The organism is Jannaschia sp. Os4 (assembly GCF_016820245.1).
Lineage (GTDB): Bacteria > Pseudomonadota > Alphaproteobacteria > Rhodobacterales > Rhodobacteraceae > Jannaschia.
Genome location: NZ_JAFCAR010000005.1, coordinates 62144 through 82906, shown reverse-complemented (window position 1 = coordinate 82906; position 20763 = coordinate 62144). Strand labels below are relative to the sequence as shown.

Here is a 20763-nt window from a genome sequence, read left to right as displayed (position 1 = left end):
CCGGTCATGGCCCGGCCGCCCGCGCGATCCGCACGATGCCCGGGCGGATGCCCCCCCCGGCCGGACGCCGGACCTGCGCCCTGGACGCAGACGAAGGACGCCGCCCCGTGGCAGCGGGGCGGCGTCGTCGCGCCGGTCGGGGCCAGGCCCCCGCCGCGCGTGTCCCTATTCGGTCGCCGTGTCCTCGACGGTGTCCGGCTTGATCGACTTCGCCACCGGCCCCAGCGCGGGCGTCCGGGCGAAGGTGTCGATCAGCTTGGCGATCTCGCCCTCCATCGACGCGGCCAGCGCCACGGGGCGCCCGTCCCACTCCGCCTTGGCGGAGATCACCGAAACGATCCGCCGCCGCCCGTCGTCCATCAGGAAGACCGGCGCGCCCGACGCCCCGAAGTCCACGTCGCAGGACAGCACCAGCACCTCCACGTCGCGGGTGAGCACTTGGCACGCCTCCTCGACCGACGGGGCCTCGGCCCGGTCCTTCGCGTAGGAGACGACCTGCACCGCCTGCCCCGCGCCGACGCTCTCGGCGGTGCGGAACGGCAGGACGCGCCCGTTGCGGACGGGATGGTCCAGCTCGATCAGCGCCATGTCGGCGGCGACCCGGCTCAGCCGGTCGGCGGCGTGGAAGTCGTAGTCGGGATGGATCACGATCCGCCGGATCGACCGCACCGCCTCCGCGCGCCCGTGCCGGAAGCCGGGGTGGAAGCTGATCTCGTGGGAAGGGATGCGCCGCCCGGTGATCTTGTCGTAGAGGCAGTGCGCCGCCGTGAGCACCACCTCGGCGGTGATCAGCGCGCCCGTGCAGAACCCCGTGTCCGAGAAGTTAAGCCGCCCCACCGCCTCCAGCCCCCGGCTGTCGTCGGCGGTCTGCAACTGGCGCAGGCCCTGCGACGTCGCGGGCGTGGCGAGGGTCGCCACGAAGACGGCGGCGCTGATCGCCACTCTCGTCCACCTGTTCATGCCCCGTCCTCCGTCCCAGCGTCGGAGACCTTACTCATCCCGGAGTCGGGCGCGAGGGGGGCGGGGGATCACCGCAGTCGGGGCGGTTCCGGGGTCAATTCGGGCGCGTCCGCGTCGAATGTGGCGAAGGCCGGGGGAACCGGCCCCCCCGTCGCCCAATCCAGCAGCTCAACCGTGTGCACCACCGCCACGCCCGCATCGCGCCCGATCTGCATCATGCAGCCGATGTTGCCCGCCGCGATCACGTCCGGGCGCCGCTCCATGAGCGTGGCCACCTTCCGCGCTCTCAGCTGCCCGCTGATCTCCGGCTGCATCAGGTTGTACGTCCCCGCCGACCCGCAGCACAGATGCGCGTCGCGCGGCTCCACCACGGCGAACCCCGCCCGCTTCAGCAGCGTCTTGGGCGCCGCCTTCACCTGCTGCCCGTGCTGGAGCGAGCAGGCCGCGTGATACGCCACCCGCAGCGGCCCCGTCCCCGCGTCCTCCGGCACCCGCCCGAGCGGCACGCACCCCACCCCGTCCCGCGCGGGGCGCGGCGTCTCCACGAAGGGGAAGTCCCCCGGCAGCAGGTCCAGCAGCACCTCCGACACGTCCTTGGCCACCGCGCTCACCCGCGCCGCGTCCTCCGCCAAGGGGTCGTTGCGGAACATGTGCCCGTAATCCTTCACCGTCGTCCCGCAGCCCGACGTGTTGATGACGATGGCGTCCAGCCCGTCCCCGTCCATCTCGCGCGTCCACGCCCGGATGTTGGCCGCCGCGAAGGCGTGGGAGCTGTCGGTCTTCCCCATGTGATGCGTCAGCGCCCCGCAGCAGCCCATCCCCTCGGGGACCACCACCTCCGCCCCCAGCCGCGTCAGCAGGCGGATCGTCGCGTCGTTGATATCGGTGTTGAGCGCCTTCTGCGCGCAGCCCGTCATCAGCGCCACGCGCATCTTCCGCTCGGGCGCGGGAAACACCTGCGGATCGTCGTTGCGGCTGACGGGCGGCACCTGCTTCGGCGCCATCTCCAGCATCGCGCGCAGCCGCGCGTCCGGCACCAGACCCCGGAACGGCTTGGCGATCTTCGCCCCCAGCAGCGCCAGCCGGAACCGCCCCGGATAGGGCAGCACCCGCGCCAGCACCTCCCGCAGCGCCCGCTCCACGAAGGGCCGCCGATACGTCTCCTCGATATGCGCCCGGGCATGGTCGACGAGATGCATGTAGTGCACCCCCGACGGGCAGGTCGTCATGCAGGCGAGGCAGGAGAGGCACCGGTCGATATGCTTGACCGTGCCCTCGTCGGCGGGCCGCCCCTCCTCCAGCATCTGCTTGATGAGGTAGATGCGCCCCCGAGGGCTGTCCAACTCGTCGCCCAGCACCTGATAGGTCGGGCAAGTCGCCGTGCAGAACCCGCAATGCACGCAGGCCCGCAGGATCTCGTTCGACCGGGCGGTATCCGGGTCGCGCAGCTGATCGGGGGTGAAGAGCGTCTGCATGTCGGGTCTCCCGAACGGAATTAGAGGCGGTTGAGCAGGGCGATCGCCACCACGATGGCCACCACGGTCAGCCCGAGAAGGGTGAGTAGGTAGGCGACCGGTCGGAGGCCGCGCCACGCCCGGACGCCCTGTGCCGAGGTGGCCGCCGCCGCGCCGACGAGCCCCATCACGCCGCCCGCGCGCCCAATGCCGCGGTACCAGTCGTCCGGCGGCGAAGGCGGCGGCAGCGGCGCGGCAGCCATAAGCCCCGACAGGACGATAGCGAAGACGCCCACCGCCAGCCCGAGCCGCGGATCGGGCATCGCCGCGGTCAGCACGAAGCCGAGGATCGCGGGGCCGAGTAGGATCGCCGCGATCTCCATCAGGCCGCGAACAACCCCTTGGGGTCGAACCTCGCACGCAGCCCCGCCTCGAGTGTCGCCACCTCCGGCGCCGTCGGGTGCAGCGCCGCGCCCTGCCCTCGGACCAAGGTCGCATAGCCTGCGGGCAGCGCCCCGCGCACCTCCGTCCCCGGTGGCACGGCCAGCCAGACCAGCCCCCCGCCCCAGTCCATCACCGCCCGTCCCGGCATCGCCGCCACCACCTCCGCCGCCCGCGACGGCCGCACGTGCACGCGCCACACCTCATCGTCCCCCCCGTGGAACGCGGCCACGTCCCGCACCTCGGCCCATGTCGCCGCCACCGCCTCCGGGTCGCGCTCGACGGCCACGGCCCCGTGGGCGGCCAGATGCGCGGACAGCGCGCCGACGCGGTAGTCCACCGACCCCGGCAGCCCCTCCTGCCGCAGCAGCACCGACGTTCCGTCCCACGCGGCGCCCGTCACCTCGAAGGGCGAGGTCAGCGCCGCCGACATCGCCGCCACGGCGGCCCCCGCATCCGCCACGGGAAGCGTCAGCGTCGCCGAGGCCTGCGGCGCGGGCAGCACCTTGAACCCCACCTCCGTCAGCACCCCAAGCGACCCGCGCGCCCCGGCCATCAGCCGGGTCAGGTCGTAGCCCGTCACGTTCTTCATCACCCGCCCGCCGTTCACGACGACGGTCCCCTCCCCGTCCACGAAGCGGCACCCGAGCAGGAAGTCCCGGCACGCCCCCGCCACCACCCTGCGCGGCCCCGAGACGTTCATCGCCACCGCCCCGCCGATCGTCGGCGCGCCGTCCGTCCCCAGCAGCCTCCGATGATCCATCGGCTCGAAAGCCAGCCGCTGCCCCTTCCCGGCCAGCGCGGTCTCGATCTCCGCCACCGGCGTCCCCGCCTTCGCCACCAGCGTCAGCGCGCCCGGCTCATAGCGTTCGATCCCCGCGATCCCGGCCGTCGTCAGCGGCTCGCCCGCGCCGGGCACATGCCGCGTCGCGCCCCCACGCACCGCGAGCAGCCCGTTCGCCCCGCGCACGATCTCGGCCAGCGCATCTTCGCTCTCCGGTCTCAGCACGGCGCCGCCCCCGTCTTCGTGGCCGAAATACTCCCGCCGGAGGCGCCCGGACCGACCCGATCCGCATCGGCGATCAGGCGGTTCGACCACGACCGAGGAATTAACGAGATATGAACGGGCGTATGCACGCGCGTATGCACGGGGGGTGTACGGGGGGTGCACGGGGGATGCACAGGGGGCGCCCCCCCACCGCGCGGTAAGGATACCGGACCACCTGCGCCCTTGACGCGCGGGGTGCTCACCGCCGCGCCTCCGAGGTGGCCAGCGGGAACACCTTCGCCGGGTTGAGCAGCCACGCGGGGTCGAACACGTCCTTTACCCGCATCATCGCCTCCATGTCGGCGGGCGCGAACTGATGGGACATCAGGTCCCGCTTCTCCACGCCCACGCCATGCTCGCCCGTCAGGCAGCCGCCCACGTCGACGCAGAGCTTCAGGATCTCGGCCCCCATCGCCTCGACCTTCTCCAACTGGCCGTCCCCATTCGCGTCGTACATGATCAGCGGGTGCATGTTCCCGTCGCCCGCGTGGAACACGTTGCCGACCTTCAGGTCGTACTTCTCCGACAGGTCGCGTATCCCCTTGAGGACGCGCGGCAACTCGCTGACCGGGATCGTCCCGTCGAGGCAGATGTAGTCCGCCACCCGCCCCGTCGCGCCGAAGGCCGACTTGCGCCCCAGCCAGATGGCCGCGCTCTCGTCCGCGCTCGCCGCCCGGCGCAGCTCGACCGGGTCGTGGCGGCGCGCGATGGCCTCGATGGTCGCCAGCTGCTCCTCGATCTCGTCCTCGGACCCCTCGACCTCCACGATCAGCAGCGCCTCGCAATCGGGGTAGCCCGCCTGCGCGAAGTCCTCGGTGATGCGGATGATCGGGCGGTCCATGAACTCGATGGCCACGGGCAGGACGCCCGCCTCGATGATGTCGGCCACGCAGGCGCCCGCCACCTCGTTGCTGTCGAACCCCATCAGCACGGGCCGCGCCCCCTCGGGCTTGGGCAGGATTCGCAGCGTCGCCTCCGTCACGACGCCCAGCTGCCCCTCCGAGCCGCAGACCACGCCCAGCAGGTCGAGGCCCTGCGCGTCCATCTCGCCCCCGCCCAGCTCCACGACCGTGCCGTCCATCAGGACCATCGTGACGCCCAGCAGGTTGTTGGTCGTGACCCCGTACTTGAGGCAGTGCGCTCCGCCGGAGTTCATCCCGATGTTGCCCGCGATGGCGCAGGCCAGCTGCGACGACGGGTCCGGCGCGTAGAAGAACCCGTCCGCTTCCACCTCGCCCGTGACGGAGAGGTTCGTGCGCCCCGTCTGCACCCGGATCAGCCGGTCGTCGTAGTCCACCTCCAGCACGTCCGTCAGCCGCGCGGTGCCTATGATCACGCTGTCCGCCGTCGGCAGCGCGCCCCCCGCGAGCGACGTCCCCGACCCGCGCGGCACCACCGGCACCCTCAGGTCGTGGCAGACCCGCAGCGCGGCCGCGACCTCCGCCGTCGAGCGCGGCAGCACGGCGGCCAAGGGCGGGCAGCGGTAGGCGGTCAGCGCGTCGCACTCGTAGGCCACCAGTTCCGTCTCGTCCGACACCACCGCGTCGGCGGGCAGCACGGCGCGCAGTCGCTCGATCACCTCTGCGCGGCGCGCGAGGACGAAGTCGCGGGGGACGGGCATTTCCATGGGACGGGCCTCCGGCGTCGATTTGGTAAGATTATATTACCAATCCCCCTCACGGCAAGATGTAGCGCGCCCGCCCCGATTTCCCTCGAATCCCACCCCGCCCCGCCCCATGATCCCCCGATGGACATGATGGAGTCCCTCCCCCTGCTGACGCCCGGCGACTGGGCGGGGCTGACGGTCCTGACGATGGTGTGGTGGGGCGCGACTTGGATCGTGGAGCACCCGCCGCGACGGCGGCCCTCTGTCACGACGCTGATGGACCGGCACCGCCACGCATGGATGCGCCAGATGCTCACGCGGGACGGGCGCAACTTCGACGCGGCCATCGTGGGCAACCTGCGGCAGGGCACGGCGTTCTTCGCGTCCGGCTCGCTCTTCGCGCTGGGCGGCGTGCTGGCGCTGGCGGGCAACTCGGACCGCGTCGCGATGCTGATCGAGAACGTCCCCGTGGCGGCGGGCAGCGCGGGGGCGTGGCAGGTCAAGCTGGTGGTCTCGGCGCTGCTGCTGACCCACGCCTTCCTCTCCTTCGTCTGGTCCAACCGGCTGTTCGGCTACTGCGCGGTGATCATGGCCGCGACGCCCGAGGACCACGCGGACCCCCGCGCGCCCCGCTGCGCCACCCAGGCCGCGCGGCTGAACGTCCGCGCGGCGCACGTCCTGAACCGGGGGCTGCGGTCCATCTACCTCGCGCTCGTCACGCTGGCATGGCTGCTGGGGTGGGAGGCGCTGCTGGTCGCGCTCGCGGGGTTCGCGGCGGTCATCGGCTGGCGCGAGTTCGGCCCCGGCGCGCGCGAGGTGCTGACCGAGGATTGACGCAGGGGGTGGATTGACCCCCCTCCCCCGGCGCGGCACCCGTCGCGGCATGGACTGGGTCAAGATCATCCACCTGCTCTGCGTCATGGGATGGATGACGTCGATCTTCGCCGTGCCGCGCGCGCTGATCTACTGGCGTCGCGACTGGGCCGCCTCGGGCGAGGCGCTGTCGCCCTTGGGCGACCTGACCTTCCGCCTCTACCGGTTCTCGGCCGGGCTTGGGGTGATCGCGCTGATCACCGGGCTCTGGATGGGGGTCGCGGTCTGGGCGATGGACCCATGGGTCTGGCTGAAGCTGGGCCTCGTGGCGCTGCTGGCGGGGCACTACGCCTACACCGGCGTGATGGTCGCCCATGCCCGGCACGGGCGGTTCGACCGATCCGACCGCTGGCTGCGGGTCTTCAACGAGGTCTCCGTCCTCGGCGCGATCGCGGTGCTGTGGGTCGTGGTGGTCAAGCCGCTGTGACCGCCGCGCCCGTGACGGGCGCGACCGCGCCCGCTAGGCTGCGGACATGCGTGCCCTGATCCTCGCCCTGCTGCTGCCCGTCCCCGCCCTCGCCGGCGAGGCCGTCGTCACCGAGATCGCCGCCGCCCGCACCGGCGAGACGTGGCGCTTCGACGTCACCGTGGCCCATGCGGACGAAGGCTGGGACCACTACGCCGACGCGTGGCGGGTGGAGGCCGAGAACGGCACGGAGCTCGGCCTGCGGATCCTCCACCACCCGCATGTCGAGGAGCAGCCCTTCACCCGTTCGCTCTCCGGCGTGGCGATCCCGGACGGGACGGGGACGGTGATCGTCCGGGCCCGCGACTCGGTCCACGGCTGGGGCGACGGGGTGCCCTACGCCCTCCCGCGCTGAAGCACCTGCTGCGCGAGCCCCGCCAGCAGGAGCCACACCGTCGCCAGCCCGAACAGCGCGTCGCCCCAGCCCGGCAGGTCGAACGCGCGGAACGTGGCCCACGTCGCCAAGAGCATCCATGCCGCCGTCAGCCCCAGCGTCACGGGCCGCCACGTCGCCGTCCGCACGGGATGCACGAAGCGCAGCGGCAGGAACATCGCGACGGACAGGGCCACCGCGAAGAGAAGGGTCAGCCATGCGGGCGGGGTGAGGATGAAGACGGCGAGCGCCACCATGTTCCAGCAGCCGGGGAAGCCCTCGAACGAGGCGTCCTCCGTCTTCATCTGCACGTCCGCGAAGTAGAGCGCGGAGGCGAAGGGCACGACCGCCACGATCCCCCAGCCCGCCCAGCCGTCCACGAGGCCGGACGCGTAGAGCGCATAGGTCGGGATGAAGACGTAGGTGAGGTAGTCGATGATGAGGTCCAGCAGCGCCCCGTCGAAGCGCGGCGCCAGCACGGTCACGTCGTAGCGGCGCGCGAGCGGGCCGTCGATGCCGTCCACGAAGAGCGCCGCCAGCAGCCAGAGCCACATCCACGCCCAGTTCGCCTCGACGGCGGCGAGCAGGGCGAACATCGCGAAGACCGCGCCCGTCGCGGTCAGCAGATGCACGGAGAGGGCGCGGGTCCGGGGCCACATGCGGCGGGTCGTGCCCGAGCCGCGCGGGCGTGTCGAGGGAGGGGCGCCGATCCGCCGCCCGCCTGTTGCGCCCCTCCCCGTCCGCCCGCCCGCGTGCGAGGGTCGGGGCATGGCCGAGGACAACTACGCGACGACCGCCCCCTTGGGCGCCCGGGCGGACTTCAACGCCCGTCACGCGACGGTCGGGTGGCTGGACTGGGTGGCGGCGCGGCTGCCCGCGGCAGGACCGGGCGCGCGGGTGCTGGACGCAGGCTGCGGGCCGGGGTGGCTGTGGCGCGCGGGCGGGGCGGACGTGGCGCCGGGTGCGGCGCTGACGCTGCTCGACAGGTCGCCGGCGATGGTCCGGGCCGCCGAGGAGCGGCTCGCCCACCGCGAGCCGAGGCCCGTCGGCGTCGTGGCGGACGTGGCGGATCCAGGGCTTCCGGCGGGGTCGTTCGACCTGATCGCCTGCACCCACGTCCTCTATCACGCCGACGATCCGGGGGCGGCGCTGAACGCGTTGGCGGCGCTGCTCGCTCCCGGCGGCGCGCTCGTGGTCACCACGATCCGCCGGAACGACCTGCCGAAGGTCAACGCCCTGACCCGCGACGCGTACGGCCACGACCCCGTCGCGCCCCTGCACGATCGCTTCGCCGCGGACGTGGCCGCGCCGCTGCTGGCAGCGCGGTTCGCCGCCGTCGAGCGGCACGACCACGCGGACACCTACCGGATCGAGGATGCGGACGCGCTGGCGGCGCACGTCCTGTCGATCCCGCCCGGGCCCGGCTTGGGCGAGGCGGATCGCGCCCGCGTCGCCGACCTCGCGGCGGAGCGGATCGCGGGGGCTGGCGGCATCCTCGTCACGGGGCGGCGCCAGACCCTCTTCCTATGCCGGCGGCCTCACTCGGCGGAGGCGCGGACCTCCTCCAGCGGGTAGCCCATCGAGTCGCTGGCGTCGTAGCCGCCGTGGCAGTCGTGGCAGAAGGACTGGCTGACGTTGAGGGCCTGCCCCGTCGGCTGGACGCCGGAGTAGCGCCAGCCGTCCGTCTCGGGCGCGTCCTCCACCTTCGTCATGATGAGGAGCGGCGCGCGGCGCGCCTCGCCGTTCCCGCGCACGCCGATCATCTCCTTGGCCAGCACGGAGCCCACCGGCATCTCGAACGTGCCCTCCTCGAACCTGAGGTACTGCTCGGCGGCGACGTCGTTGACGAAGGTGTTGAGGAACCGCTCGCCGTGCACGCCCGCGACGGCCGGGCGGGTCGAGGCCTGCGTCCAGCCGCGGTAGGCCATCGCGACGGCGTCGCCCTGTGCTTGGTAGCCGTCAATCATGCGCCCCTCCATGCAGTCGTAGAGCGCGTCGACCTGCGCGGCGGTCATGTCGTAGCGGTCCGCCGGCAGTGCGCAGGCCTCCTGCGCGGCGGCAGGGGCGGCGGGCGCGACGAGCGCGGCGCAGGCGAGGAGGGCGGCGGTCGGTCTCATGGTGGTCTCCCTTGGGTTGCGCGCCCGGTGTGGCGCGGCGGGGGGCCGCGGGTCGAGGGGCGGGGCGGCCACGGGCGGACACGTCCGCGTGAGACGCGCCCCGCGTTGACAGGCGCGGCCCGAGACGTCACGCCGGGCGGACCCCGGCGACGGTCGCCGGGCCTTCGAGGAGAGAGACCATGATCCCCCCCGTCCTTCCCACCTACAACCGGGCCGACCTCGCGTTCGTCTCGGGCCGCGGCTCGTGGCTGGTGGACGACGCGGGGCGACGCTTCCTCGACCTGGGCTCCGGCATCGCGGTCAACGTCCTTGGCCACGCCCATCCCGCGTTGACCGAGGCGCTGACGGCGCAGGCGGGCGCGCTGTGGCACACATCCAACCTTTACCGCATCCCCGCGCAGGAGGAGCTGGCCGAGCGGCTGGTCGAGGCGACCTTCGCCGACACCTGCTTCTTCACCAACTCGGGCACCGAAGCGTGCGAGCTGGCGGTGAAGATGGCACGCAAGCGGTTCAGCGAGAACGACCCGGAGCGGACGCGGATCGTGGCCTTCACCGGCTCGTTCCACGGGCGCTCCAGCGCGGGCATCGCCGCCGCCGGGTCCGAGAAGATGACGAAGGGCTTCGGCCCACTGCTGCCCGGCTTCACCCATGTCCCCTTCGGCGATCACGAGGCGCTGAAGGCCGCGATGGGCCCGGACGTGGCCGCCGTGATCCTCGAGCCCGTGCAGGGCGAGGGCGGGATCGTGCCCGTGCCCGACGTCTGCCTGAAGGGTTTGCGCGACCTCTGCGACGCGCACGGCACGCTCGTCATCTTCGACGAGGTGCAGTGCGGGATGGGCCGGACGGGCAAGCTCTTCGCCCACGAATGGGCGGGCGTGGCGCCGGACATCATGATGGTGGCCAAGGGCATCGGCGGGGGCTTCCCGCTGGGCGCGGTGCTGGCGACCGAGGGCGCCGCGCAGGGCATGACGGCGGGCACCCACGGCTCGACCTACGGGGGCAACCCACTCGCCTGCGCGGTGGGCAATGCGGTGATGCGCGAGGTCGCGACCGAGGACTTCCTGGCGGAGGTCCGGCGCAAGGGCGCGCTGCTGCGGCAAGGGTTGGAGGGGCTCGTCGCCTCGCATCCTGACGTGTTCGAGCTGGTGCGCGGCAGCGGCCTGATGCTCGGCCTGAAGTGCAAGGTGCCCGCCGCCGACGTGGTGAAGGCGGGCTACGGGGCCGAGCTGCTGACAGTGCCCGCGGCGGACAACACGGTGCGCCTGCTGCCCGCGCTCAACATCGAGGACGCGGACATCCGCGAGGCGCTGAGCCGCCTCGACCGCGCGGCGGCGACGCTCGCGCCCGCGGCGGCCTGATCCTTCCTCTTGCCTGAAATATCCCGGGGGTCCGGGGGCAGAGCCCCCGGCCCTCTCCACGGGAGGTTCCCGATGACCCATTTCCTCGACATCTCGAACACCGAGACCGGCGACATCCGCGCCATGCTCGACCGGGCGGCGGCCATGAAGGCCGCCCGCGCCGGGCGCCCCAAGGGCACGCCCGACGACGAAACCCCGCTCGCAGGACGCATGGTCGCGCTGATCTTCGAGAAGCCCTCGACCCGCACGCGAATTTCCTTCGACGTGGGCGCCCGCCAGATGGGGGCCGAGACGATGGTCCTGTCCGGCGCGGACATGCAGCTGGGCCACGGCGAGACCATCGCCGACACGGCCCGCGTGCTCAGCCGCTACGTCGACCTCATCATGATCCGCACCTTCGAGGAGGACACGCTCCACGAGATGGCGGAGTACGCGGACGTACCGGTCATCAACGGGCTGACCAACCAGTCCCACCCCTGCCAGATCATAGCCGACGTCATGACCTACGAGGAGCATCGCGGCCCCATCGCGGACGCGCGCGTCACGTGGTGCGGCGACGGCAACAACGTCTTCGCCTCCTTCGCCCACGCCGCCGGGCGGCTGGGCTTCGACCTCACCTTCTCCGGCCCCGCGCAGCTGGACCCCGAGGACGCGCCGATGCGCTTCGCGGCGCAGGCCGGGCGCCCCGTGCGGATCGAGCGCGACGCCGCCACCGCCGTGGAGGGCGCGAACCTTGTGGTCGCGGACACGTGGGTGTCGATGCACGACAGCCAGACCGCGCGGGAGCGGCGCCACAACCTCCTGCGCCCCTATCAGGTTAATGCCGCGCTGATGGCCCACGCCGCGGACGACGCGCTCTTCATGCACTGCCTGCCCGCCCACCGCGAGGAGGAGGCCACGTCCGAGGTCATGGACGGCCCGCATTCGGTGATCTTCGACGAGGCGGAGAACCGGCTGCACGCGCAGAAGGCGGTCATGCGGTGGTGCCTCGGGGTGTGAGGGCGTCGGCGGGGCGACCCGGCCGGATCACGGACGGAGGCATGCGATGCACTGGATCTACCTCGCCCTCGCCGCGGCCTTCGAGGTGGCCTTCGCCCTGTCGATGAAGCTGTCGGACGGGTTCACCCGCCCGCTCTGGTCCGCCGTGACCGTCGTGGCCGTGGTATTCGGCATCGGCTTCCTGACGCTGGCCCTGCGGACCCTCCCCGTCTCGATCGGCTACCCGATCTGGACCGCCGCCGGCACGCTCGGAACCGTGGCGCTCGGCTGGGCGGTCCTCGGCGAGGACCTGACGCCGCTCAAGATCGCCTCCGCCGCGCTCATCGTCTGCGGCGTCGCGGGGCTCAAGATGTCGGCCTAGGGACTGGCGCGTCCGGATCGGCGGGTGCAGGCATCGCCCATGGCCGCCCCCGCCCCCCTCGCGACCGCCACCCCCGCGCCCGCCCGGCAGGCCCCCGCCTTCGCCGCCGCGCTGATGGTCTGCGCGACCGTCCTCATCGCGGCCACGACGCTGATGTCCAAGGCGCTGGGGACCGACGCGCTCGGCCCCGCGCTGCCGATCGTGCAGGTGACCTTCGGGCGCTACCTCTTCGGCGCGCTGGCCGTCTTCGCCGTCGCCGCGATCCTGCGCCCCCGGCTCTCGGCCAAGCGCGCGCCGGTCCATGCGCTGCGCGTGGCCTGCGGCTGGGGCGGCGTCACGCTGATGTTCGCGGCGACAACGATGATCCCTTTGGCCGAGGCGACGGCGATCTCCTTCCTCAACCCGGTCGTGGCGATGCTGCTGGCCATCCCCCTGCTGGGGGAACGGGTCGGACGCTGGCGCTGGCTCGCCGCTGCCGTGTCGCTGGGCGGCGCGGCCCTGCTGCTGCGCCCCGGCGGCGGCGTGGTCTCGACGGGGGCGCTGGTGGCGCTCGGCGCCGCCGTCCTGCTGGCGCTGGAGGTCTTGGTGATGAAGCGCCTCACCCGCACCGAGAGCCCCTTCGCCACCATCGTCTGGGCCAACGGCCTCGCCCTGATCGTGGCCACGGCCGTCGCCCTGTCCGTCTGGCAGCCGCCCACCCAAGCGCAATGGGGCGCGATGGCCGCGCTGGGGGTGACGATGGTCGCGGCGCAGGGCTTCTACGTGAACGCCATCGCCCGCGCCGACGCGTCCTTCGTGACGCCGTTCAGCTACCTCACCCTCGTGTTCGCGGGCCTCTACGACGCCGCCCTGTTCGGCACGGTGCCCGACGCGGTCGGCTGGGCCGGGGCCGCGACGATCCTCGCGGGGGCGGCCCTGCTCGCGTGGCGGGAGGGGCGGGTCAGGACTTGAGGCGGTAGCCGGTGCGGAACATCCACCACGCCACCGCGCAGATGACCAAGGTGGAGCCGGTCACCACCAGCGCCCCGAAGGCCGGGTCGCTGTCCGACACGCCCAGCACCGCGTGGCGCAGCCCGTCGATCAGGTAGAAGACCGGGTTCGCGTGGGACAGCGCCTGCATCACCGGCGGCAGCGCCTCGATCGAGTAGAACGTGCCCGACAGGAACGACAGCGGCGTCACGATGAAGTTCGTGATAGCGGCGATCTGGTCGAACTTGTTGGCGAAGACCGCCGCGACGATCCCCAGCGCGCCGAGGAACGCGCCGCCGAGGACCACGAAGAGCAGCGCCTCCAACGGGTGCGCCACGCCCAGCCCGATGAACGGGAAGATCACCGCGACGACCGCCACCGCCACCACGACGCCGCGCAGGATGCCCCCGGCGAGGTAGCCCACCACCAGTTCCGTGGCCGAGAGCGGCGGCATCAGCGTGTCGACGATGTTGCCCTGCACCTTCGAGATCACGATGGAGGAGGACACGTTGGCGAAGCTGTTCTGGATCACCGTCATCATCAGGATGCCGGGCGCGAGGAAGTGGGCGAAGGGGACGCCCATCACGGCCTCCCGCGACGGGCCGATGGCGAGGTCGAAGATCAGGAGGAACAGCGCCGCCGTCACCAGCGGCGCCAGCAGGGTCTGCGTCCACACCGCCATGAAGCGTCGCACCTCGCGCAGGGCCAGCGTGTACATCCCCAGCCAGTTGACCCGCCCGAAGCGGCGGACGCCTTGGTCGCGGGAGAGGTGTGACGTGGCGGACATGGGCGGGCTCCGGGAGGGCGGTGCGGGGTGGCGCGGCTTGTAACCGCGGGGGCGGGACTTATGATAGGGCCTCGCGCAAGGGCGGGGCCGCGACGCTCCCCTGCGCCAACGCACGGACCCGTCCGAGGGTCCGGCACGGGCAGACTGGAGAGTTTTCGCATGGCCTGGACCGACGACCGCGTCGAGACGCTCAAGCGCATGTGGGCCGAGGGCGCCTCGGCCTCCACCATCGCCAAGGAGCTGGGCGGCGTGACCCGCAACGCCGTGATCGGCAAGGTGCACCGCCTCGGCCTGTCCAACCGCAAGGGCGAGGAGACCCCTGCCGAGCCGGCCAAGGCCTCCGCCGCGCCCAAGGCCGAGACGAAGCCCAAGCCCGAGAAGGCCGAGGCGAAGGCCCCCGAGCCCGCGCCGGAGCCGGCGGTCGAGGAAGAGGACGACGACGACGAGCCGCGGACCATGGCCGCCGTGCCGCGCGGTCCGAACATCACGCCGCTGCGCAAGGCGCTCGTGGCCGCGGGCCAGCCCCTGCCGCCGCAGCCCTCCGCCAACGAGATCTCGCCCGAGGCGCTGGCCAAGGTGAACGCGGTCGAGAAGACCGCGCGCAAGATCAGCCTGATGGAGTTGACCGAGCGGACCTGCAAATGGCCGATCGGCGACCCCGCCACGCCGAAGTTCTGGTTCTGCGGCCTGCCCACGCAGACGGGCAAGCCCTACTGCGAGGCGCACGTGTCGGTCGCGTTCCAGCCGATGTCGTCGCGCCGCGACCGGCGGCGGTGACCTAGGAGGGCGGCCTGTCGCCGCCCCCTCCGCACGCAGACTCATGCGCGAGATGTGGGCCCGGCGCGCGCACCGCCGGCCCGTCGTCGCGGCGCGCTACGGCTCGGCCTGCGGACGCCGCCGCCCCTTCACCGCGCCCCACGCGAGCAACGCCATGTAGAGGACGCTCGCCAGCACGCAGAACAGCCATAGGCGGGTGAGCATCAGCCCGATGACGACGGCGGCGGCGAGCAGGACCCAGATGGCGTTCTCCCGGCTCACCCGCATCGACTTGAGCGAGACCGTGCGGAACGACGCGACCATCAGGCCGCCGACGAACAGCACCCACAGCGCGATCACCAGCGGCACCTCGCGCAGGTCCACGACGTCCGCGTGGTCGAGGAAGACCGGGAAGAGGCAGAGCATCGCGCCCGCCGGCGCCGGCACGCCTTGGAACGAGCCGTCCCCCTGCACGTCCGGATCCTTGGCGGCCACGTTGAACCGCGCCAGCCGGAGGCAGCAGCAGATCGCGAAGAACAGCGCCGCGACCCAGCCCAGCCCGTACACGTCCGACAGCGCGAACGCGTAGACGAGGAGCGCGGGCGCGACGCCGAAGCAGACGAAGTCCGACAGCGAGTCCAGCTCGGCCCCGAACGGCGACGCCGCGTCCAGCTTGCGCGCGAGCGCCCCGTCCGTGGCGTCCAGGAGTGCGGCCACCACCAAGAGCACCGCCGCCGTCCGCATCTGCCCGTCGAAGGCGAAGCGCACCGCCGTCAGCCCCGTGCACAGCCCGAGGATCGTCACGAGGTTCGGCAGGAGCGCGGTCAGCGCGAAGCGGCGCGGCTCGGCCATCCTACTCGTCCCGCGACAGCAGCGGCTCGGCCACGCCCAGCCGCGCGATCACCGTCTCGCCGGCCAGCATCGTCTGACCCACCGCCACCTGCGGGGCCGTGCCCTCGGGCAGGTAGGTATCGAGGCGCGACCCGAACCGGATGATCCCGAACCGCTCGCCGCGGCGCAGCTCGGCCCCCTCGGACACCTCGCAGAGGATGCGGCGCGCGACGAGGCCTGCGATCTGCACCACGCCGATGCGGGTGCCGTCGCCGGCCTCCAGCACGATGCCGTTGCGCTCGTTCTCCTCGGACGCCTTGTCCAGCTCGGCCGACAGGAACTTGCCGGGGCGGTAGGCCACGGTCGTCACGCGCCCCGCGATGGGCGCGCGGTTCACGTGCACGTCGAAGACCGACATGAACACCGACACCCGCGTCAGCGGCGCGGTCCCGAGACCCAGTTCGGCGGGCGGAACGGCGGGCTCGATCAGCGAGACGAGCCCGTCGGCGGGCGAGGTCACGAGGCCCTCGCCCTCGGGGAGCGTGCGGACGGGATCGCGGAAGAAGTAGTAGCACCAGACCGTGAGCCCGAGGCCGAGGAGGCCCAGCTCCGCCTCGAAGAGGAACAGCAGCAAGGTCACGGCGGCGAAGATCGCCACGAACTTCGGACCCTCGCGGTGGAGGGGCTTGATGACGGTCTCGGACAGCTTCACGCCCATCTGCGGCACTCCGGTCGGGGTCGCGCGGAGTTAGACCGGTCGCGACGCGGGGTCCAGCGCGGCGGAGCGCCGCCCCGCCCTCAGTCGCCGAGCAACGCCTCCATCAGCTTGCTCTCGACCCGCTGCTTGATCGCGTCCTCGACCTCCTCGCGCGAGGACAGCTCCACCGGCTCCACGTCCAGCTCGTCGGCCAGGCGGGACTGCAGGTCGGCCTCGGCGGCGGCGAGCTTCTCCTCGATCTCGGCCTTGGCCCGCGCCTCCAGGCGCTCCCGCTCGGCGGCCAGCTCACGCCGCGCGAGCAGCTCGAGGTCGGGCCGGATCGACGGGTCGTCCCATGGCCCCTTGATGAGGATCGGCACCTCGAGGCTCCGGTCGCCCGCCTGGAGCGAGGGGATCATGCGCCAGTCGAGCGTCCGCCCCCCGAGGTCGACGGTCCCCGTCCCGGCCACGTCCACGTGCCGCGACGCCAGCGCGAAGTCGTCCGACCGCGCCACCCCGTCCGTCACCGCGAAGGTGGCGGAGAGCCCGTCGAACACGGTCTTGCGGCCCTCGCCCACGTAGGAGGCGTCGAGGTTGCGGATCATGCCGGCCACGTCGAGCCCCTCGATCTCGCCCTGCCCCGTGCGGAGCGCGACGCGTCCGTCCAGCGAGCGCATGAGCGCGGCCATGTTGTCGCCCACGCCGAGCAGCGACACCGCCGCCCCGCCGGTGGCGACGAGCCGGTCGAATCCGGCGTACTCCTCGGCCAGCCCGCCCAAGTCCATCTCCCGCACGTCGAGGTTGGCCCGCGCGGACAGGCCGCCGCGCCCGTTCACCACGACCTCGCCCGTCACCGTCCCACCCTGCAGGCGCACCGGGCGCAGCGCGGCCACGGCCCGGCCCCGGTCCAAGGTCACGTCGGTCCGGACCTCGTCCAGGACGAGGTCGGGCAGCGCCACGCGCCCGGCGGCCAGCGACAAGCGCCCATCCACCGCGAAGAGGCCCGACACGTCGATCTTCTCGGTCGACCACCCCGACGCCTCCGCGGCCGCGTCGTCCGGGGCGAGCGCCGTCAGGTCCAGCGCCTCCGCCGCCAAGGTCGCCGCGACGTGGGGCCGGTCGGCCCGCGTCGGGTCCACGTCCATCCCGCCCGTCAGGCGGTTGCCGTCGAGCGCGAGCACCATCTCGCGCAGGTGGATCGTCCCCTCGGGGGCCAAGGTCACCTTGGCGGCGAGCGCCGCGCGCCCCGCGCCGAGTCCTTCGGGCAGGTCGGGGCGCTCCTGCCCCAACCGGCCCAGCAGCGCGAAGCCGTCCGTGCTCTCGACGTCGACCGAGCCGTCGAACGACAAGGGGTCGAGGTCGGCGCGCCCGTCGATCAGCAGCCGCGTGCCGGCCGACACCAGTTCCGCGTCCACCGCCGTCAGCGCGCCGTCGAGGAACCCGGTCAGGCCGGCCACGCGCGCGTCCAGCTTGGCGGGCGCCCCGTCGAGCAGGGCGGAGGCCGCGACCGTGACCGGGCCGTCCAGCGCGGGCGCCGACAGGACGAGGTCCAGCGCCGTGAGGGTCAGGTCGGGGCCGTCCGCGTCGATCCACCGCAGCGTCGAGTCGCGCAGCACCGCCGAGGGGATCGAGAGCGGCGGCAGGTCCGACGCGCCGTCCGCCGCCTCGGGGGCGGGCCCGGCCATCTCCCACGATCCGCTGCCGTCCGCCCGGCGCTCCAGCACGACCTTGGCGCCCGTCACCTCCAGCGCGGCTGTCACCACCTCGCCCCGCAGCAGGCGCAGCGGCTCCAGCCCGAGGACGAGCGACCGCGCCTCCAGCGTCGGCCCGGCCTCGGACCATGACGGCGCCGACAGCGTGACCCCCTCGGCCCGGACGCCGATATGCGGCCAGACCGTCGGCACGATCTCCCCGGTGACCGTCAGGGTCCGTCCGGTCGCCGCCTCGACCTGGTCGGAGGCGAGCCGCGCGATCTTGTCCGACGGGATCGTCACCAGCAGGCCCGCGCCGATCAGCAGCAGCACCGCGACGGTGCAGACGATCTTGAAGATCCAACGGAACATGGGAAGCCTCGCGCGCGGAGAGTTGCCCCGACGATGCCGCGACCGTCCCCGCACCGGCAACGGACCGCCCCGTTCCCGCCCTTTCGCCGCCCCGCCGCCTCGCCTATCTGCACCCCCCATGCCACAGGACGCCCAGAACCCGCCCGATTTGCGCCCCGACCTCGCCCCCCGCCCGGTGCTGCCCGGCGACGCGCGCCCGGGCCAGCCCAAGATCGGGATGGTCTCGCTCGGCTGTCCCAAGGCGCTGGTGGACAGCGAGCGCATCCTCACGCGGCTGCGGGCCGAGGGCTACGCCATCTCGCCGGACTACGCGGGCGCCGAGGCGGTGATCGTGAACACCTGCGGCTTCCTCGACTCGGCCAAGGCCGAGAGCCTCGACGCCATCGGCGAGGCGCTGCGCGAGAACGGCCGCGTGATCGTGACCGGCTGCCTCGGGGCGGACGCGGAGTTCGTCACGGGGGCGCACCCGAAGGTCCTCGCCGTCACGGGGCCGCAGCAATACGAGCAGGTGCTCGACGCCGTCCACGCCGCCGTGCCGCCCAGCCCCGATCCGTTCGTGGACCTCCTGCCCGCCAGCCAAGTCTCTCTGACGCCACGACATTTCAGCTATCTGAAGATCTCCGAGGGCTGCAATCACAAGTGCAAGTTCTGCATCATCCCCGACATGCGCGGGCGCCTCGCCTCGCGCCCGCATGCCGCCGTGATGCGCGAGGCGGAGCGTCTGGTGGATGCGGGCGTCAAGGAACTGCTCGTCATCAGCCAGGACACGTCGGCCTACGGCGTCGACCGGGGCGACGCGCGGGCCATCGTGCCGCTCGCCCGCGACCTCGGCTCGCTCGGGGCGTGGGTGCGGCTGCACTACGTTTATCCCTACCCGTTCGTGCGCGACCTCGTGCCGCTCATGGCCGAGGGGCTGGTGCTCCCGTATCTCGACGTGCCGTTCCAGCACGCCCATCCCGACACGCTGCGGCGCATGGCCCGCCCCGCCGCCGCCGAGAAGACCTTGGACCGCATCGCAGAGTGGCGCTCGATCTGCCCTGACATGGCGATCCGCTCGACCTTCATCGTCGGCTATCCCGGCGAGACGGAGGCCGAGTTCCGGACCCTGCTCGACTGGCTGGAGGAGGCGCGCTTGGACCGGGTGGGCGCCTTCACCTACGAGGACGTGGCCGGCGCGCGCTCCAACGCCCTGCCCGACCACGTGCCCGACGAGGTGAAGCAGGAGCGCTACGCCCGCTTCATGGAGGTGTCGCAGCGCATCTCCGCCGAGAAGCTGGCCGCGCGGGTCGGCGGGCGCGAGACGGTGATCGTGGACGCCGTGGACGAGGACGGGGCGACCTGCCGCACGGCCAAGGACGCCCCCGAGATCGACGGCAACCTCTTCGTCGACGCCGCGGACGCGGACGGCCTCGCCCCCGGCGATCTGGTCGAGGTCGAGGTGGACGAGGCGTCCGACTACGACCTCTGGGGGACGCCGGTCCGGTAGGGGGGGGATCGGAACGAACGGCGGCCTTCGGGGATTCACGCCCCGAAGGAGACCTCGAATGGCCCATACCGACCGCGACCCCTACACGCCCACGCCGAAGCCCGTCACCGCCGCCCATCCCGCCTCTCCCGGCGCGCGCGTGGCGGCAGGCGTCCACACCCACGGCCCGCAGGGCACGACCCACGACCCGAACTCCGTCACCACGGGGACCGAGGTCGAGCCGTCCCACGCCGAGGTCTATCCGCCCAAGGGCGAGACCGAGGCCGAGCACCGCCGGGTCTGACCGCGCGGCGCGGCGGGTCAGCCCGCCGCGAGCACCTCGTCCAGTATCCGGGCGAACCAGCCGCGCGGGATCAGGTGGCTGGCCGGATGCACGTCCATCGTCACCAGCCCCGCCGCGCAGTCCCACTCGTGCCGGGTATGGGTGAGCCAGGACACCGCCTGCCATTTGAATGAGCGGTCCTGCACGCCGCAGCCCATGTCGCGTCGCCACAGGTCCACCGCCGCCGTCTCCTCGCCATCCGGTCCGTAGGGGAAGCCGAGCACGGTGTCGTCCGTGCCGTGGACGTGGGACACCCGTCCCACCGTGGCGTCGCACGCCATCCCGCCGGGGAACGCCCCGGCCACGAGGAGCAGCGCCTCCACCGCAGGCCCCTCGCAGGCGAAGCGCGCGGCCATCAGCGCGCCCCACGAGTAGCCCGACACGAAGAGCCGCCCGTCCGTCGGGTAGCGGGCCGCGACCTCGGCCAGCACGGCGGTCGCGAACGACGTGTCGCGCGAGCCGGGCGCGCGGAAGTCCCACGACCGCCCGAGCCCGTCGGGCGCCACGAGCAGCACGCCGCGCGGGCGCGTCGCCCCGGCGATGCGCGGATGGTTGACGATCGTCTCGCCCTGCCGCCCCCAGCCGTGGAAGTGCAGCATCACCGGCAGCGGCGTCGCGCCGTCCCAGCCTTCGGGCGGCACCACGTGGTAGCCCCGCGCCTCGAAGCCCGGCGGGCCGGGGCATTCCTGCAGGCCCACGCAGGCGAGGACGGGCGTCGGGAGGGTCAGGGCCAGCAGCAGCAGGAGCGTTCGCATCCCCCGTTCCTGCTCCGACGGGCGCGCGCGGTCCAATGACG

The 20763-nt window shown here is 72.8% G+C and carries 23 protein-coding genes; 11 read left to right on the top strand and 12 right to left on the bottom strand.

The window, feature by feature from the left end; genetic code table 11:
* Positions 1-165: 165 nt before the first annotated feature.
* The 5 genes from JQC91_RS14090 to JQC91_RS14070 all read right to left on the bottom strand — a co-directional run bounded on the left by JQC91_RS14090 (position 166) and on the right by JQC91_RS14070 (position 5530).
* On the bottom strand, positions 166-960 hold the full coding sequence (locus JQC91_RS14090; RefSeq protein ID WP_203287746.1) for a trypsin-like serine protease: 795 nt from the start codon (positions 958-960) through the stop codon (positions 166-168).
* Positions 961-1028: 68 nt separating this feature from the next.
* A complete protein-coding gene (gene glcF / locus JQC91_RS14085; protein WP_203287745.1) occupies positions 1029-2435 on the bottom strand; it encodes a glycolate oxidase subunit GlcF in 1407 nt (468 codons plus the stop codon).
* 20 nt (positions 2436-2455) lie between these two features.
* Positions 2456-2797, bottom strand: a complete 342-nt coding sequence (locus JQC91_RS14080; RefSeq protein ID WP_203287744.1) for a hypothetical protein — start codon at positions 2795-2797, stop codon at positions 2456-2458.
* Entirely contained in the window at positions 2797-3861 is a 1065-nt protein-coding gene (locus JQC91_RS14075) for an FAD-binding protein (protein ID WP_203288638.1), read from the bottom strand. The genes JQC91_RS14080 and JQC91_RS14075 overlap by 1 nt, the downstream gene beginning before the upstream one ends.
* A gap of 241 nt (positions 3862-4102) precedes the next feature.
* The gene (locus JQC91_RS14070; RefSeq protein WP_203287743.1) at positions 4103-5530 is read right to left on the bottom strand and encodes an FAD-linked oxidase C-terminal domain-containing protein; all 1428 of its coding nucleotides are present in this window, start codon (positions 5528-5530) and stop codon (positions 4103-4105) included.
* Between the two features lie 120 nt (positions 5531-5650).
* On the opposite strand from JQC91_RS14070, the gene JQC91_RS14065 reads away from it, so the two are divergent.
* The 3 genes from JQC91_RS14065 to JQC91_RS14055 are packed head-to-tail and all read left to right on the top strand — an operon-like array spanning position 5651 to position 7203.
* Positions 5651-6343 (top strand): DUF599 domain-containing protein, encoded by a 693-nt coding sequence (locus tag JQC91_RS14065; RefSeq protein ID WP_238941567.1) that lies wholly within the window; start codon positions 5651-5653, stop codon positions 6341-6343.
* A 49-nt stretch (positions 6344-6392) separates the two neighbouring features.
* Positions 6393-6809 carry a CopD family protein gene (locus JQC91_RS14060; RefSeq protein WP_203287742.1) on the top strand — a complete coding sequence of 139 codons (417 nt, stop codon included), beginning with the start codon at positions 6393-6395 and terminating at the stop codon, positions 6807-6809.
* Positions 6810-6855: 46 nt separating this feature from the next.
* Positions 6856-7203, top strand: coding sequence for a hypothetical protein (locus tag JQC91_RS14055; protein ID WP_203287741.1), 348 nt, complete (start codon positions 6856-6858; stop codon positions 7201-7203).
* Here JQC91_RS14055 and JQC91_RS14050 read toward each other — a convergent pair.
* The gene (locus tag JQC91_RS14050; RefSeq protein WP_203287739.1) at positions 7185-7880 is read right to left on the bottom strand and encodes a CDP-alcohol phosphatidyltransferase family protein; all 696 of its coding nucleotides are present in this window, start codon (positions 7878-7880) and stop codon (positions 7185-7187) included. The genes JQC91_RS14055 and JQC91_RS14050 overlap by 19 nt on opposite strands.
* Before the next feature lie 109 nt (positions 7881-7989).
* On the opposite strand from JQC91_RS14050, the gene JQC91_RS14045 reads away from it, so the two are divergent.
* Positions 7990-8796 (top strand): class I SAM-dependent methyltransferase, encoded by an 807-nt coding sequence (locus JQC91_RS14045; protein ID WP_203287736.1) that lies wholly within the window; start codon positions 7990-7992, stop codon positions 8794-8796.
* On the opposite strand, the gene JQC91_RS14040 is transcribed toward JQC91_RS14045, so the two are convergent.
* Positions 8760-9338, bottom strand: coding sequence for a cytochrome P460 family protein (locus JQC91_RS14040; RefSeq protein WP_203287734.1), 579 nt, complete (start codon positions 9336-9338; stop codon positions 8760-8762). The two genes, JQC91_RS14045 and JQC91_RS14040, sit on opposite strands and share 37 nt — an antisense overlap.
* Positions 9339-9517: 179 nt before the next feature.
* Here JQC91_RS14040 and JQC91_RS14035 point away from each other — a divergent pair, with 179 nt between their 5' ends.
* From JQC91_RS14035 to JQC91_RS14020, 4 genes are all read left to right on the top strand, one after another.
* Complete coding sequence (locus JQC91_RS14035; protein WP_203287732.1) at positions 9518-10696, top strand: aspartate aminotransferase family protein; 1179 nt, start codon at positions 9518-9520, stop codon at positions 10694-10696.
* A 72-nt stretch (positions 10697-10768) separates the two neighbouring features.
* On the top strand, positions 10769-11695 hold the full coding sequence (gene argF, locus JQC91_RS14030; protein WP_203287730.1) for an ornithine carbamoyltransferase: 927 nt from the start codon (positions 10769-10771) through the stop codon (positions 11693-11695).
* A 46-nt stretch (positions 11696-11741) separates the two neighbouring features.
* Complete coding sequence (locus JQC91_RS14025) at positions 11742-12056, top strand: multidrug efflux SMR transporter (RefSeq protein ID WP_203287728.1); 315 nt, start codon at positions 11742-11744, stop codon at positions 12054-12056.
* Positions 12057-12095: 39 nt separating this feature from the next.
* Positions 12096-13007, top strand: a complete 912-nt coding sequence (locus JQC91_RS14020; protein ID WP_203287726.1) for a DMT family transporter — start codon at positions 12096-12098, stop codon at positions 13005-13007.
* Here JQC91_RS14020 and JQC91_RS14015 read toward each other — a convergent pair.
* A complete protein-coding gene (locus JQC91_RS14015) occupies positions 12997-13812 on the bottom strand; it encodes an ABC transporter permease (RefSeq protein ID WP_203287724.1) in 816 nt (271 codons plus the stop codon). The two genes, JQC91_RS14020 and JQC91_RS14015, sit on opposite strands and share 11 nt — an antisense overlap.
* A 159-nt stretch (positions 13813-13971) precedes the next feature.
* Between JQC91_RS14015 and JQC91_RS14010 the strand changes: the two genes are divergently transcribed.
* Positions 13972-14589: a GcrA family cell cycle regulator gene (locus tag JQC91_RS14010; protein WP_203287722.1), complete on the top strand. Its 618-nt coding sequence runs from the start codon at positions 13972-13974 to the stop codon at positions 14587-14589.
* 96 nt (positions 14590-14685) lie between these two features.
* On the opposite strand, the gene pssA is transcribed toward JQC91_RS14010, so the two are convergent.
* The 3 genes from pssA to JQC91_RS13995 form a co-directional block, all read right to left on the bottom strand.
* Positions 14686-15420 (bottom strand): CDP-diacylglycerol--serine O-phosphatidyltransferase, encoded by a 735-nt coding sequence (gene pssA / locus JQC91_RS14005; RefSeq protein WP_203287719.1) that lies wholly within the window; start codon positions 15418-15420, stop codon positions 14686-14688.
* A gap of 1 nt (position 15421) precedes the next feature.
* Positions 15422-16117 carry a phosphatidylserine decarboxylase gene (locus JQC91_RS14000; protein ID WP_203287717.1) on the bottom strand — a complete coding sequence of 232 codons (696 nt, stop codon included), beginning with the start codon at positions 16115-16117 and terminating at the stop codon, positions 15422-15424.
* 80 nt (positions 16118-16197) lie between these two features.
* Positions 16198-18159 carry an AsmA family protein gene (locus JQC91_RS13995; RefSeq protein WP_203287715.1) on the bottom strand — a complete coding sequence of 654 codons (1962 nt, stop codon included), beginning with the start codon at positions 18157-18159 and terminating at the stop codon, positions 16198-16200.
* Between the two features lie 118 nt (positions 18160-18277).
* Between JQC91_RS13995 and rimO the strand changes: the two genes are divergently transcribed.
* Together rimO and JQC91_RS13985 are read left to right on the top strand one after the other, a co-directional pair.
* Positions 18278-19645 carry a 30S ribosomal protein S12 methylthiotransferase RimO gene (gene rimO, locus JQC91_RS13990; protein WP_203287713.1) on the top strand — a complete coding sequence of 456 codons (1368 nt, stop codon included), beginning with the start codon at positions 18278-18280 and terminating at the stop codon, positions 19643-19645.
* A 58-nt stretch (positions 19646-19703) separates the two neighbouring features.
* Positions 19704-19928, top strand: coding sequence for a hypothetical protein (locus JQC91_RS13985; protein WP_203287711.1), 225 nt, complete (start codon positions 19704-19706; stop codon positions 19926-19928).
* Positions 19929-19945: 17 nt separating this feature from the next.
* Here JQC91_RS13985 and JQC91_RS13980 read toward each other — a convergent pair whose 3' ends face one another.
* Positions 19946-20722, bottom strand: coding sequence for a polyhydroxybutyrate depolymerase (locus JQC91_RS13980; RefSeq protein ID WP_203287709.1), 777 nt, complete (start codon positions 20720-20722; stop codon positions 19946-19948).
* Between the last annotated feature and the right edge of the window lie 41 nt (positions 20723-20763).

What these genes read in the sequence shown, in the direction of transcription:
- JQC91_RS14035 (WP_203287732.1), top strand. Translation starts at nt 9,518, where the DNA reads ATGATCCCCCCCGTCCTTCCCACCTACAACCGGGCCGACCTCGCGTTC.
- JQC91_RS14025 (WP_203287728.1), top strand. Translation starts at nt 11,742, where the DNA reads ATGCACTGGATCTACCTCGCCCTCGCCGCGGCCTTCGAGGTGGCCTTC.
- JQC91_RS14015 (WP_203287724.1), bottom strand. Translation starts at nt 13,812, where the DNA reads ATGTCCGCCACGTCACACCTCTCCCGCGACCAAGGCGTCCGCCGCTTC.
- JQC91_RS14050 (WP_203287739.1), bottom strand. Translation starts at nt 7,880, where the DNA reads ATGTGGCCCCGGACCCGCGCCCTCTCCGTGCATCTGCTGACCGCGACG.
- JQC91_RS14000 (WP_203287717.1), bottom strand. Translation starts at nt 16,117, where the DNA reads ATGGGCGTGAAGCTGTCCGAGACCGTCATCAAGCCCCTCCACCGCGAG.
- JQC91_RS13995 (WP_203287715.1), bottom strand. Translation starts at nt 18,159, where the DNA reads ATGTTCCGTTGGATCTTCAAGATCGTCTGCACCGTCGCGGTGCTGCTG.
- glcF (WP_203287745.1), bottom strand. Translation starts at nt 2,435, where the DNA reads ATGCAGACGCTCTTCACCCCCGATCAGCTGCGCGACCCGGATACCGCC.
- JQC91_RS14090 (WP_203287746.1), bottom strand. Translation starts at nt 960, where the DNA reads ATGAACAGGTGGACGAGAGTGGCGATCAGCGCCGCCGTCTTCGTGGCG.
- JQC91_RS14045 (WP_203287736.1), top strand. Translation starts at nt 7,990, where the DNA reads ATGGCCGAGGACAACTACGCGACGACCGCCCCCTTGGGCGCCCGGGCG.
- JQC91_RS13985 (WP_203287711.1), top strand. Translation starts at nt 19,704, where the DNA reads ATGGCCCATACCGACCGCGACCCCTACACGCCCACGCCGAAGCCCGTC.
- JQC91_RS13980 (WP_203287709.1), bottom strand. Translation starts at nt 20,722, where the DNA reads ATGCGAACGCTCCTGCTGCTGCTGGCCCTGACCCTCCCGACGCCCGTC.
- JQC91_RS14020 (WP_203287726.1), top strand. Translation starts at nt 12,096, where the DNA reads ATGGCCGCCCCCGCCCCCCTCGCGACCGCCACCCCCGCGCCCGCCCGG.
- JQC91_RS14040 (WP_203287734.1), bottom strand. Translation starts at nt 9,338, where the DNA reads ATGAGACCGACCGCCGCCCTCCTCGCCTGCGCCGCGCTCGTCGCGCCC.
- JQC91_RS14065 (WP_238941567.1), top strand. Translation starts at nt 5,651, where the DNA reads ATGGACATGATGGAGTCCCTCCCCCTGCTGACGCCCGGCGACTGGGCG.
- JQC91_RS14055 (WP_203287741.1), top strand. Translation starts at nt 6,856, where the DNA reads ATGCGTGCCCTGATCCTCGCCCTGCTGCTGCCCGTCCCCGCCCTCGCC.
- JQC91_RS14080 (WP_203287744.1), bottom strand. Translation starts at nt 2,797, where the DNA reads ATGGAGATCGCGGCGATCCTACTCGGCCCCGCGATCCTCGGCTTCGTG.
- pssA (WP_203287719.1), bottom strand. Translation starts at nt 15,420, where the DNA reads ATGGCCGAGCCGCGCCGCTTCGCGCTGACCGCGCTCCTGCCGAACCTC.
- JQC91_RS14060 (WP_203287742.1), top strand. Translation starts at nt 6,393, where the DNA reads ATGGACTGGGTCAAGATCATCCACCTGCTCTGCGTCATGGGATGGATG.
- rimO (WP_203287713.1), top strand. Translation starts at nt 18,278, where the DNA reads ATGCCACAGGACGCCCAGAACCCGCCCGATTTGCGCCCCGACCTCGCC.
- JQC91_RS14070 (WP_203287743.1), bottom strand. Translation starts at nt 5,530, where the DNA reads ATGGAAATGCCCGTCCCCCGCGACTTCGTCCTCGCGCGCCGCGCAGAG.
- JQC91_RS14010 (WP_203287722.1), top strand. Translation starts at nt 13,972, where the DNA reads ATGGCCTGGACCGACGACCGCGTCGAGACGCTCAAGCGCATGTGGGCC.
- argF (WP_203287730.1), top strand. Translation starts at nt 10,769, where the DNA reads ATGACCCATTTCCTCGACATCTCGAACACCGAGACCGGCGACATCCGC.